Here is a 12,391-nt window from a genome sequence, read left to right as displayed (position 1 = left end):
TCAGCACGAGTGTGCGACGTGGCTTCAAACGTGTCCTGAGCTCATGGATTCGAGGCGAGCGTCCGAGCCGGAACCCGGCCCGGGCAAGACGCAATATGTCTGGTGGCGGGATGCGCGCCTGCTGATGCTGGTGCCGGGCCTCGTCTGGGCCGGTAACGCCATCGTTGCGCGCGCGGTCGTAAGCAGCGTGCCGCCGATCGGCCTTGCGTTCTGGCGCTGGGCGATTGCCGCCGCTGTCGTGGCGCCCTTTGCTATGCCCCACGTGCGGCGCGATCTGCGGGTGATGCTGATCCATTGGCCGGTGATGGTCCTGCTGGCAGCGCTGGGGATCTCGTTCTTCAATTCGGCGCTGTACGTTGCCGCTCATACGACCACAGCGCTGAATATCGTGATGCTGCAAGTCTCCGCCCCAGTGCTGGTGGTGCTGGCGAGCTACCTCGTGTTTCGCGATACGATCACCGGGGCGCAGGCTTTGGGCATCGTGTTGTCGCTGATTGGCGCGCTGACGCTCATCACGCACGGCGATTGGCATGTGCTGAGCGAGTTCCAATTCAACGCCGGCGACATCTGGATGCTGACCGCGTGCGCGGTCTATGCGCTGTACACGGCGCTGCTGCGGCTGCGGCCAAACGTGCATCCGCTGAGCTTCCTATTCGCGAGCTTTGTGATCGGCGCGGGGCTGCTGTTGCCGTTTTATGCCGTCGAGACGTGGCATGGCCAGGCGATGCCGCTCAGCATCGAGTCGGTTCTCGCCATTCTCTATGTGGCGGTGTTTGCCTCGGCGATCGGCTATTTCGCATTCAATCGATGCGTTGAGCTGCTGGGCGCAAACACGGCCGGGCTGTCGATCTATCTGACGCCCGTGTTCGGGACGGTGCTGGCCATTCTGCTGCTGGGTGAGCGGCCGCAGATCTACCACGCCGTCGGCATCGCCCTGATCGGTGCGGGGATCATTCTGGCGGCACGGCGACGCGCTTAGCCCGGAACGTTGTCGATCAGGCGTGTAGTCCCCAGCAAAGCGGCGGCGAGAACGCGCAGTCTGCGCGGGCCGGGATCGGCGATGAGCCGCAGGGTGTCGGCTTCGCGTACGGCGACATAGTCGACCTTGGCAAAGCCGGCATCGAGCAGTCGTTGTTTTGCAGCGCCGCAGATTTTGGTTAATGCCGGCAGCTCGAAGTCGTCCGGAGGCGCGGTGGGATCGCGGAACAGCGGTGCGGGACGAGGCGCTCTGCCTGGCGTAGCGCCACCAGCAACAACGCGCTGCGCTGTTTGGGCGACTTCGCTGATAATGCGGTTGAGTGCGGGTGCAACCTGACGCTCTGCGGGGGACAGGTAGACGTTGCGCGAGGAGAGGGCGAGGCCATCGGGCTCGCGCGTCGTCTCGACGCCGACGATGGAGAGTGGCATGTCGAGGTCACGCACGAGCTGTTTGATGACGCAAAGCTGCTGGTAGTCCTTCTGGCCGAACACTGCGACATCGGGTGTCACGGCGCCGAACAGCTTGGCGCAGACGGTGGCGACACCGCCGAAGAAGTGAGGCCGGAAGTCGGATTCCAACCCCTGTGCTGCGCCGGCAGGCAGGATGCGGGTGGCGAATCCTGCCGGATACATGTCAGCGACGGTCGGCGCCCAGACCAGATGGCAGTTCTCCGCTGCCAGTTTGGCCATGTCGCCGGCCTCGTCGCGGGGGTAGCGGGCGAGGTCCTCGTGCGGGGCGAACTGGCTCGGGTTGACGAAAATCGAGACAACGGTGCGGTCGGCCAGCTCGGCGGCGCGGCGGACGAGGCTCATGTGCCCGGCGTGCAGAGCGCCCATGGTCGGGACGAGGGCGACCTTGAGGCCAGAGTGCCGCCATCGGGCAACTGTGGCGCGCAATTCAGGTATGGCACGCACGATTTGAGGTTGGGTCGCCACCGGTCACGCCTCGCTTGTTTCAGCGTGGAAAGCTCTGGCGAGAGGGACGGGCTGCGTCAAGGCCGCCGTATGTCCGAAGAGCGCTCGGGTCTCCTATTTGCTAGAGTGGGTTGTGTCGAATCGTGCTCGCGTCAATCCTGAGGATCCGATGGTGGCGGTGAAAAGTACCGAATCAACGCGCGAAGTGATCGAGTGGGCGAAACTGCCGGCACGCGATGAAATTGCCTCACATTATCTGCACGACGAGCAGCGCCTTCTCGACCGGCTGATCGAGCGCGCCGTTTTCTCCGAGGACGAGCGCCGCCGCACAGCCGATCTTGCCCGGCGGCTCGTGCATGGAGTCCGGTCCGACCGGGGCAAGCATGCGGGCGTCGATGCTTTCATGCGCGAATACGGGCTGTCGAGCGAGGAAGGCGTCATACTAATGTGCCTCGCGGAGTCTCTGCTGCGCGTGCCGGACAGCGAGACGGCGGATGCGCTGATCGCGGAGAAGCTGTCCGGCGGGCAGTGGGAGAAGCATCTCGGTCAGTCGGACAGCATGTTCGTCAACGCCTCGACGTGGGCGCTGATGCTGACGGGACGTATCGTCAAGCTGCGCGAGGCACAGGGTGCCAATCCGTTTGACGCGCTGAAGCGCCTCGTGGCGCGTTCGGGCGAGCCTGTGATCCGGCAGGCCGTGCGGCAGGCCGTGAAACTGCTGGGCGATCAATTCGTGCTGGGGCGCACGATCCGCGAGGCTGTTTCGCGCGCGCAGCCGTACATGGAGAAGGGGTATCTCTTCTCTTACGACATGCTTGGTGAGGCGGCGCGCTCGGAGAAAGATGCCGAGGGCTATTTCGATCGCTATCTGGCAGCCATCGATGCTGTGGGGCAGGCGGCTGGGCCGTTCGGCATTCTGCACGCCGACGCGCTACATGCTCGTCCGGGCATATCGGTGAAGCTGTCGGCACTGCATCCGCGCTTCGAGCCGGGCAAGGAAGATCGCATCGCGGGCGAACTGGCGCCGCGGCTGTTCACGCTGGCACGCAGTGCACGGGCACGCGGCCTTACGCTTACGATCGATGCGGAAGAGCAGGACCGGCTCGATATCACGCTTGATATGCTGGCGCGGATGATGACGAGCCCGGCGCTGGAGCATTGGAACGGGCTCGGCATCGCCGTACAGGCCTACAGCAAGCGCGCGATTCCGACGCTGCGCTGGTTGCGGCGCCTGGGCGAACAAACGGGTAAACGCATTCCGGTGCGGCTTGTCAAAGGGGCGTACTGGGACAGCGAGATCAAGTGGGCGCAGGAGCGTGCCCTCGCCGACTATCCGGTGTTCACGCGCAAGGTGCACACGGACGTCTCGTATCTTGCCTGCATGCGGCTGCTGCTGAGCGATCGCAAGGCGTTCTATCCGCAGTTCGCGACACACAATGCCTACTCGATCGCTGCCGCGCACGTTGCCGGCGCGCAAACGAAGTTCGAGTTCCAGCGGCTGCACGGCATGGGTGAGGCCATCTACGACGGAGTTGTCGGCGAGAACGGGATGTTGAGGCGGCCGTGCCGCATCTATGCGCCCGTGGGCGGCCACGAGGACCTGCTGGCGTACCTGGTGCGGCGCTTGCTCGAGAATGGAGCGAACACCTCATTCGTCAATCGTATCGCGGACGGAGAGGCGCCGATTGACGAGCTCGTGCGCGACCCGGTGGAAATGGCGGAGGCGGAGCGCGCCAAGGCAGACGAACGCGCGCTGGTGCGTCCTCGCGAAATCTACATGCCGGAGCGGATGGCTGCGAGCGGGCTGGCGCTCAATCAGACGCCGGTGCGTGTGGCTCTGTTCGCTGAGATGGGCGATGCGCTCGATGATGCTTACGCGGTCGGCCCGATCATCGGTGGCAAGGAATTCGTCAGCGGCGAGGGCGAGAGCCTCGTCACATGTCCGCATGACCGGCGCGAGCGCATCGGCACGGTGCAGGTGACGACGCCGGAGCAGGCGGATACAGCAGTCAGCCGAGCAACGGCGGGCGCTGCCTCCTGGGATAAACTGGGCGGTGCCAAGCGTGCGGACATTCTCGCTGCCGCTGCGGATCTTTTCGAGCGCGACAAGGCACGCTTGATGGCCGTGATCATGCGCGAGGCCGGCAAGACGCTGGAGGACGCGCAGGGCGACGTGCGCGAGGCGATCGACTTCCTGCGCTATTACGCAGTGCAGGCGCGGCGGCTGTTCGCCGGGCCTGTCGTGCTGCCGGGACCGACGGGAGAGCGCAATACGCTCGCACTGCACGGCCGCGGGGTGTTCGCATGTATCTCGCCGTGGAATTTTCCGCTGGCGATTTTCGTCGGGCAGGTCTCGGCCGCCCTGGCTGCTGGCAACGCGGTGCTGGCGAAGCCGGCGGAGCAGACGCCGATCACCGCTTTCTTGGCGACGAAGTTGCTGCACGAAGCTGGCGTGCCCGTGGACGCACTGCATCTGCTGCCGGGCAGCGGTCGGCTCGGGGCGGCGCTGGTCAAGGATGCGCGCGTCAGGGGCATCGCCTTCACCGGCTCGAACGAGACCGCATGGGCGATCCAGAAAGCGCTGGCGGAACGGCGCAACGCCATCGTGCCGTTCATCGCGGAGACTGGCGGCATCAACGCGATGATCGCCGATTCAACGGCGCTGCCCGAGCAGGTGGTGCGCGATGCGGTGCGCTCGGCGTTCAACAGTGCGGGGCAGCGGTGCTCGGCGGCACGCGTCCTGTTCCTGCAGGAGGACATGGCTGACGAGACCATCGACATGCTGGTCGGCGCCATCGAGGCGTTAGATGTCGGTGATCCGTTCGACTATTCGACCGACATCGGTCCTGTGATCGACGAGGAAGCGCAGGACGATCTGGAAGGGCACAAGATCCGCATGCAGCGCGACGGGCGCCAACTCGTCGATTTGCTGCTGCCTGAGGGATGCCGGGCGGGAAGCTACGTAACTCCCGCCGCATATGAGATCGACAGCCTGTCGGTGCTTGATCGCGAAGTTTTCGGGCCCATCCTGCACGTGGTGCGTTATGGGCGCGGCGGGATCGAGAAGGTGATCGCGGCGATCAACGCCAGCGGCTATGGGCTGACTCTTGGCCTGCACAGTCGCATCGAGGGTGTCGCCGATTACGTCTACGAGCACGCGCGCGTCGGTAACATATACGTCAATCGCAACCAGGTCGGCGCTGTCGTCGGGGCCCAGCCTTTTGGTGGCGAGGGACTGTCGGGGACCGGGCCGAAGGCAGGAGGCCCGCATACGTTGCTGGCCTACGCAACTGAACGGGTGCGCTCGACCGACGTTACGGCTACGGGTGGCAATCTCGACCTGCTCACGGGCAGGACGGTTACCAGTCGCTAAATCGGCAGGATATTGCGGGTGAGGCGGCGGGACGCCATGCTGTAGGCGCAATGGCATCTGGGCTCTCGACATGACCACGCGCAAGCCTGCCGGAACAACCGTCCCGCCTTCGTTCGAGAATGGCGAGAAGGGGGGAGCCGTGTCGCAGCGTGGTTCCGCTTCCGTGCCGGCGGGACAGGTTTCCTCCAATGCGGAAGTCGCAGATTTCATCGCGAAGATGAAGACGCTGGCGCCCGCGGCTACCGGCGACCGCGGCCGGCTGTTGTTCGCGATGGATGCGACGATGAGCCGGGCGCCGACGTGGGATATGGCCCTCAGTCTTCAGGGCGAGATGTTCGCGGCGGTGAAAGAGGTGGGCGGGCTCGATGTGCAGCTCATCTATTTTCGCGGCACGGGCGAATGCCGCGCGTCCAATTGGGTTTCTAATCCCGATGCGCTGGCGCGGCTGATGCGATCGGTATCGTGCCAGGGGGGCCTGACACAGATCGGCAAGGTGCTTGGGCATGCGCTCGATGAGAGCGGGCGGCGCCGGATCAATGCTGTCGTGTACGTTGGTGACAGCATGGAAGAGAATGTCGATCGGCTTTGTGCGCGTGCCGGTGAGCTGTCGCTGCTCGGCGTCCCCGTGTTCGTGTTTCAGGAAGGGGGCGATGAGACCGCTGCGCGCGCCTTCAGTGAGATTGCGCGGCTCACGAAAGGTGCCTTCTGTCGTTTTGATCGCGGTTCGGCCATGCAGTTGCGCGACCTGTTGACGGCGGTGGCGACCTACGCGGCCGGTGGCCGGAAGGCGCTGCTGGCTCTGGGCAAGCAACGCGATGGCGCCGGTGCGCGCCTCTTGCTCGATCAGCTCAATCCCGGAGCCGCGGGCGCCTGATGGCTTATCTCGTACTTGGAATGGTAGCGCTCGCGTTGGGGCTGCTCGCGATGCGCAGATTCAGCCAGGCCAATCCCGCCAACGTGGCGCGCAGGTTGCGCCTTGCGGGGGGCGTTGTCTCTTTGCTTGCCGCCGGAGTTCTCTTCATGCGCGGGCTCGGCGCAATTGCCGTACCTCTCGGCATGTTCGGGTCATGGCTGATCTGGGGGCGCACGGCGCCGCCGTGGCTCGGCGGTGGCGGAAACGCGCGCCGCACGCCAGGGCAGAGTTCGCGCATCGTCACTGATCATCTGGAGATGGAACTCGATCATGACAGCGGCGAGATGCATGGCCGAGTGCTGAAGGGCATGTTCGCGGGGCGCGACATGGCCGGGCTCAGCCCAACCGATCTGGGGCTGTTGTGGCAGGACTGCAGGCATGTCGATCCGCAGTCCGCGCAGCTCGTCGAGGCGTATCTCGATCGAATCCATCCGAGCTGGCGCGAAGATATGGCGCGTGGTGAATCGGACATGAGCCGCGGCCCAGACGGGCGCATGACGCGCGAGGAAGCGCTGGATATTCTCGGGCTGGCCGAGGGAGCCGACGAGGAAGCTATACGTCGTGCACATCGCGAGCTGATGATGAGACTGCACCCCGATCGCGGCGGGTCGACCTATCTGGCTGCTAAGATCAACGAGGCGAAGGACGTCGCGCTCGCGACTTTGCGCGGGTGACGCTCACAGCTGCTTGCGCTTATTGGGGGCGGGCAACGAAGCAGTCGATGCGCATGCCGCGCAGGCGCGTGCAGGTATCGTTGGCGGCCGTCGATGTGAAGCCCTGGAAGCGGGCGCGGTAAAGCTTGCCTCCCTGCACGGGAATGGCAACAGCACGGTAGGCATCGAGCATGCCGCCGGCGCGCTGGCGGGCGGCGGAAATGCGCTTCTCGGCCTCGGCGGAGTCGCCGTAGGCGCCGATCTGGATTTCGAAGCCGCCGCGAGCGGAGCTTTGCACTGCTGGTGCGGGAGCTAGGCGAGCCGCTGGTGCAGGAGTTGGGTCCTGGACGCGCTCGAGGTGTGCCGCCTGGGCGGCGAGCGTCGAGGGACGCAGCGCGCCGGTCTCAGGCACGAAACGGGGGAAACCAAAATCTGCGCTGGCGCGAACCGGCTGACGCGGCATGTCGGCGTCGGCAGAGGCAACGGCGAACTGTGCGGTGGCAGTATCGGGGGCCAGGTCGGCCCACGGCTCGTCGATGCGGACCGAGCGGACTTTGGCGACGGCGATCGTTGCTTCACGCGACTGCTCGGTCGATTGCGCTGCCTGTGGCGGCGCGGGACGCGGCGCTGGCGGGGGCGGTTCTGCGCGCGGGGCGGCCGCGGCTACGCGTACTGGCTGGCGCGCTGGCACGGGCTTCGGCGCGGCGCGGGCGATGAGTGCGGGTTTGCGCGTTACGGCGGTCGAGGCCTTTGGAAGCGCCGCTGTAATCAGCGATTGCATACGCGCATTACGGATGCGGGCGGTTTTACCGCCGAACACTGCAGCGACGACGTGCTTACCGTCCCGTCTGACCGAGGAGACGAGATTGAAGCCCGAAGCGCGCGTGTAGCCGGTCTTGATGCCGTCGGTGCCGCGATAACGCGCGAGGAGACCATTGTGGTTGCGATAGGTCTTGCCGCGGAACGTAAACTCGCGGGTCGCGAAGAGCCGGTAGTGGCGCGGAAAATCGTCCTGCAGGCGTAGGCCCAGGGTCACCATATCTCGGGCAGTGGTGACCTGGTCCGGGTTGGGAAGTCCTGAAGCGTTGCGGAAGGTGGTTTTGCTCATTCCGAGTTCGCGCGCCCTCTTGGTCATCAGGCGAGCAAAATTAACCTCGCTACCGGCAATGTGCTGGCCAAGCGCGATGGCGACGTCGTTTGCGGATTTGGTGACGAGGGCCTTGATGGCGTCAAGGACAGTCAGTTCCTCGCCGGGCTTCAGGTCCAGCTTGGAAGGGGCTGCGTCGGCGCCTTCCTCGGTCATTTTGATCTTGGAGGAATAGCTGAGGCGACCCATCTCGATCAGCTCGAAGGTCATGTAGAGGGTCATCATCTTGGTGAGAGAGGCCGGGTAGACGGGGTCGTCTGCGCCCTTGCTCTGCAGCACGGCTCCGGTGTTGGCATCGACAACCAGAGATGCCGATCGAGGCGAGGCAGCCTGAGCCGTCTGATGCAGCGGCAACAGCAGCATCAGCAAGAGTGCAAGCGGCGCAAGCCACAGCCTGAGGGGAATGCAAAACTTCGACGCGAGAAACATCACCCGACCATTTCACCGTCTGCGCTAGGCAGCTTGGATCCAGAAAAATGACGCTCGGATAGGGGGTTACATTGACCCCCAATTATCGTGCCCTGTGCTGGACGGTGCTTCAAAGGGAGCATCGTTTTGGGGCCTCTTTACGGCGCGATGCGCCCGGCCCGACGATGCGGCGATGATCCTGTCCAACGGCAACCATACGCGAGCGAGACTTCGGTCCGGTTAATCCGGCAAATGTCAGCGAAAACATATTGCGCTGCAAAAAACGCCTTGAATTATTGTGCACCGCGGATAAAAATGAACTTCAGGTGAGGCCCTTATCGGGTCGGGGGCACTGCGCACGTTTCGTGATATCTCTAGGACACGGATGGCAGCATGATTAAAAATATGGAAGACATTCAGAAGCTCGGTCAGACCAACGTCGACAGCGCCATGAAGATACTCGGCGAGTGGAACAAGAGCTGGCAGGCGATTGCCGCCGAGATGAGCGATTACACCAAGCGCTCGTTCGAGGAAGGCACGTCGACGCTGGAGAAGCTCATGTCGTCGAAGTCCGTCGAGCAGGCGGTCGAGATCCAGACCAGCTACGCAAAGCGCGCCTATGACGACTATATGCAGCAGGTCTCCAAGATCGGTGGCATGTACGCGAGCATGGCCAAAGAGGCCTACAAGCCCGTCGAGAAGATCCTGCAGAACGGCGGCTGAGCAGGTTTCTTCTGCGATGTGCGGCATCGACAACAAGGGCTCGGCGCATGCCGGGCCTTTTTTGTGTCCGGTTGCCTCCCCATCATATGTAGTCTGGGACGGTGGAGTCGGGCGTTTACCGAGCCGTAGACCCGCTTTACCGGGGCCTTTGGGAGCCAAGGGGACGTCATTTGCAGCCACGCGTGCCGTTGCGTATCGTGAGTGTTCGAAAAGCGCGGATGTGCGCGGTTGGGAAAAAAGATGGGCTGGTGCAACACGCACGGTCCCAGGACGGACGCTGGCAGGAATGGCGAACACGCTGACGCTGGGGCACTCGGGCCTTCAATGGACGGGCGCTAAGAACGATCCACCGGGAAGGGAGCCTCCGAACAAGGATGGCGGCTCCGAGGATGGACGCACCGGCATTGCTACGAAGACTCGGCCCAAGACCAAGAAGCCGAGCCTTTATAAAGTGCTGCTGTTGAACGACGATTACACTCCGATGGAATTCGTCGTTCTCGTGCTGGAGAAGTATTTCTCCAAGGGACGTGATGAGGCGACGCGGATTATGCTTCACGTGCATCACAAAGGCGTCGGCGTCTGCGGCGTCTATCCTTACGAGGTCGCAGAAACCAAAGTCACGCAAGTCATGGATTTTTCACGACAGAACGGTCATCCTCTGCAGTGCACCATGGAGAAAGAGTAGGTAAGCCTTGCCGTCGTTCTCGAAGAGCCTGGAAAGCGCCCTGCATCGCGCTTTGGAAGCCGCCAACGAGCGTAGCCATGAATACGCAACGCTCGAACATTTGTTGCTAGCTCTTCTCGACGATCGAGACGCCGCCGCGGTGATGCGGGCCTGTACGGTCGATCTGGATACGCTGCGCTCGCGCGTCACGAATTACCTCGACAACGATTTGTCCGCGCTCGTCTCCAAGGAGGCGACGGAGGCTCAGCCGACGACTGGCTTCCAGCGCGTGATCCATCGCGCCGTCGTGCACGTGCAATCATCGGGACGCGAAGAGGTGACGGGCGCCAACGTGCTCGTGGCAATCTTCGCCGAGCGTGAAAGTCACGCCGCGTACTTCCTGCAGGAGCAGGAGATGACGCGCTTCGATGCCGTGCAGTACATCAGCCATGGAATTGCCAAGCGTCCCGGCATGAACGAGCCGCGCCACGTTCGCGGCGTCGACGAGGAGCAGCAGGAGGGCGAAGAGCGCAAGCCCGGTCAGGACGCGCTCAATACCTACTGCGTCAACCTCAACCGCAAGGCGCGCGACGGTAAGATCGATCCTCTGATCGGTCGCGAGCCGGAGGTGCTGCGCACGATCCAGGTGCTGTGCCGCCGTCAGAAGAACAACCCGCTGCTGGTGGGCGATCCGGGCGTCGGCAAGACGGCGATCGCGGAAGGTCTTGCGCGCAAGATCATCAAGGGCGAGGTGCCGGAAGTTCTGCAGGACGCCACGATCTTCGCACTCGACATGGGTGCGCTGCTCGCGGGCACGCGCTATCGCGGCGATTTCGAAGAGCGCCTCAAGGCGGTGATGAAGGAGATCGAGAACTATCCGGGCTCGATCCTGTTCATCGACGAGATCCACACCGTGATCGGTGCGGGTGCGACGTCGGGCGGCGCCATGGATGCCTCGAACCTGTTGAAGCCGGCGTTGCAGTCGGGCAGCGTGCGCTGCATCGGCTCCACGACCTACAAAGAGTATCGCCAGCATTTCGAGAAGGACCGTGCGCTGGTGCGCCGGTTCCAGAAGATCGATGTGAAGGAGCCCTCGGTCGAGGATTCCGTGGCGATCCTCAAGGGCCTCAAGCCCTACTTCGAGAGCTTCCACAAGCTGAAGTACACCAACGATGCTATCCGCACCGCGGTGGAGCTGTCGGCGAAGTACCTGCATGACCGCAAGCTGCCCGACAAGGCGATCGACGTTATCGACGAGACGGGCGCCTCGCAGATGCTGGTGCCGGAGAATAAGCGCAAGAAGAAGATCACCGTGAAGGAGATCGAGGCGACCATCGCGACGATGGCGCGCATTCCTCCGAAGACGGTGACCAAGTCCGACGCCGAGGTTCTTGCGAACATCGAGAAGGACCTGAAGCGCGTCGTGTTCGGTCAGAACAAGGCGATCGAGGCACTCTCGGCCGCGATCAAGCTGTCCCGCGCGGGGCTGCGTGAGCCGGAGAAGCCGATCGGCTGCTACCTGTTCTCGGGGCCGACGGGCGTCGGCAAGACCGAGGTTGCCAAGCAGCTCGCCGATCTCATGGGCATCGAGCTGCTACGCTTCGACATGTCGGAATACATGGAGAAGCACACGGTGAGCCGCCTGATCGGCGCGCCTCCCGGCTACGTCGGCTTCGACCAGGGCGGTCTGCTGACCGACGGCATTGATCAGCATCCGCACTGCGTGCTGCTGCTGGACGAGATCGAGAAGGCGCATCCTGATCTCTACAACATCCTGTTGCAGGTGATGGACCACGGCAAGCTGACCGATCACAACGGCAAGCAGGTCGACTTCCGCAACGTCGTGCTGATCATGACCACGAACGCGGGCGCGTCCGATCTCGCCAAGCCGCCGATGGGCTTCAACCGGTCCAAGCGGGAGGGCGAGGACACGGAGGCTATCACCCGCATGTTCACGCCCGAGTTCCGCAATCGCCTCGACGCGGTGGTTCCCTTCGCCGGTCTGCCGCCGGAGGTCATCACCAAGGTCGTCGAGAAGTTCATCTTCCAGCTCGAAGCGCAGCTTGCAGACCGCGGCGTGCTCATCGAACTGGACGAGGAGGCGACGCGGTGGCTGGCCGAGAAGGGCTATGACGAGAAGTTCGGTGCTCGTCCGCTCGCTCGCGTCATCCAGGAGCACATCAAGAAGCCGCTGGCCGATGAACTGTTGTTCGGTCGGCTCGAGCATGGCGGCACGGTGAAGGTGGTCGTGGAAGGCAAGGGCGAGGACCGCAAGTTGGCCTTCGAGTTCCTGGCACCCGATCCCAGCAAGCGGCCGAAGGGCAAAGCTGCCGACGACGAGGAAGACGACGGCGAGGATGAGGACGAGCCGCAGGCCGTGCTCGTGGGCGCTGCTCCGCGCAAGGCGCTGCCGAGCCCGAAGGAGCGCAAAGAGCGGTCGTCGAAGTCGTCTGGTGGAGCGGTGCCGAACGTGCCGCGCCGCAAGGACGAGTAGGCGAGAGCGCCAGCTCAGAAACAACGAAGCGCCGGAGAGAAATCTCCGGCGCTTCGTTGTTTTGTCGACGGCTATTTGAGGGGCTCCCCAGCGGGGAGGGGGCCGGATGCGATCGGGAGAAGA

General features: G+C 63.7%; 9 protein-coding genes. 7 read left to right on the top strand and 2 right to left on the bottom strand.

Going from position 1 to position 12,391, the window contains the following annotated elements; translation table 11 throughout:
* Positions 1-43: 43 nt before the first annotated feature.
* Positions 44-979: a DMT family transporter gene (locus tag ACP15D_RS06405; RefSeq protein WP_424956713.1), complete on the top strand. Its 936-nt coding sequence runs from the start codon at positions 44-46 to the stop codon at positions 977-979.
* Here ACP15D_RS06405 and panC read toward each other — a convergent pair.
* Positions 976-1,914: a pantoate--beta-alanine ligase gene (panC, locus tag ACP15D_RS06400; protein WP_424956711.1), complete on the bottom strand. Its 939-nt coding sequence runs from the start codon at positions 1,912-1,914 to the stop codon at positions 976-978. The genes ACP15D_RS06405 and panC overlap by 4 nt on opposite strands.
* Positions 1,915-2,062: 148 nt before the next feature.
* On the opposite strand from panC, the gene putA reads away from it, so the two are divergent.
* The 3 genes from putA (at position 2,063) to ACP15D_RS06385 (ending at position 6,853) form a co-directional block, all read left to right on the top strand.
* A complete protein-coding gene (putA, locus tag ACP15D_RS06395; RefSeq protein ID WP_424959178.1) occupies positions 2,063-5,266 on the top strand; it encodes a bifunctional proline dehydrogenase/L-glutamate gamma-semialdehyde dehydrogenase PutA in 3,204 nt (1,067 codons plus the stop codon).
* A 70-nt stretch (positions 5,267-5,336) separates the two neighbouring features.
* Complete coding sequence (locus ACP15D_RS06390; RefSeq protein WP_424956709.1) at positions 5,337-6,140, top strand: VWA domain-containing protein; 804 nt, start codon at positions 5,337-5,339, stop codon at positions 6,138-6,140.
* A gap of 50 nt (positions 6,141-6,190) precedes the next feature.
* On the top strand, positions 6,191-6,853 hold the full coding sequence (locus ACP15D_RS06385; RefSeq protein ID WP_424956708.1) for a DnaJ domain-containing protein: 663 nt from the start codon (positions 6,191-6,193) through the stop codon (positions 6,851-6,853).
* 19 nt (positions 6,854-6,872) lie between these two features.
* Here ACP15D_RS06385 and ACP15D_RS06380 read toward each other — a convergent pair whose 3' ends face one another.
* Complete coding sequence (locus tag ACP15D_RS06380) at positions 6,873-8,342, bottom strand: D-alanyl-D-alanine carboxypeptidase (protein ID WP_424956707.1); 1,470 nt, start codon at positions 8,340-8,342, stop codon at positions 6,873-6,875.
* Between the two features lie 438 nt (positions 8,343-8,780).
* On the opposite strand from ACP15D_RS06380, the gene ACP15D_RS06375 reads away from it, so the two are divergent.
* The 3 genes from ACP15D_RS06375 (at position 8,781) to clpA (ending at position 12,268) form a co-directional block, all read left to right on the top strand.
* Positions 8,781-9,110, top strand: coding sequence for a phasin family protein (locus tag ACP15D_RS06375; protein WP_072372112.1), 330 nt, complete (start codon positions 8,781-8,783; stop codon positions 9,108-9,110).
* A gap of 286 nt (positions 9,111-9,396) precedes the next feature.
* Entirely contained in the window at positions 9,397-9,795 is a 399-nt protein-coding gene (gene clpS / locus ACP15D_RS06370; protein ID WP_424956706.1) for an ATP-dependent Clp protease adapter ClpS, read from the top strand.
* 7 nt (positions 9,796-9,802) lie between these two features.
* Positions 9,803-12,268, top strand: a complete 2,466-nt coding sequence (clpA, locus tag ACP15D_RS06365) for an ATP-dependent Clp protease ATP-binding subunit ClpA (protein WP_424956705.1) — start codon at positions 9,803-9,805, stop codon at positions 12,266-12,268.
* Positions 12,269-12,391 lie beyond the last annotated feature (123 nt).

This window comes from Hyphomicrobium sp. 1Nfss2.1 (assembly GCF_965243865.1).
In the GTDB taxonomy this organism is placed as follows: domain Bacteria; phylum Pseudomonadota; class Alphaproteobacteria; order Rhizobiales; family Hyphomicrobiaceae; genus Hyphomicrobium_A.
Note: the sequence above shows the minus strand (reverse complement) of the source record. Positions and strands in the feature narration are given on the sequence as shown.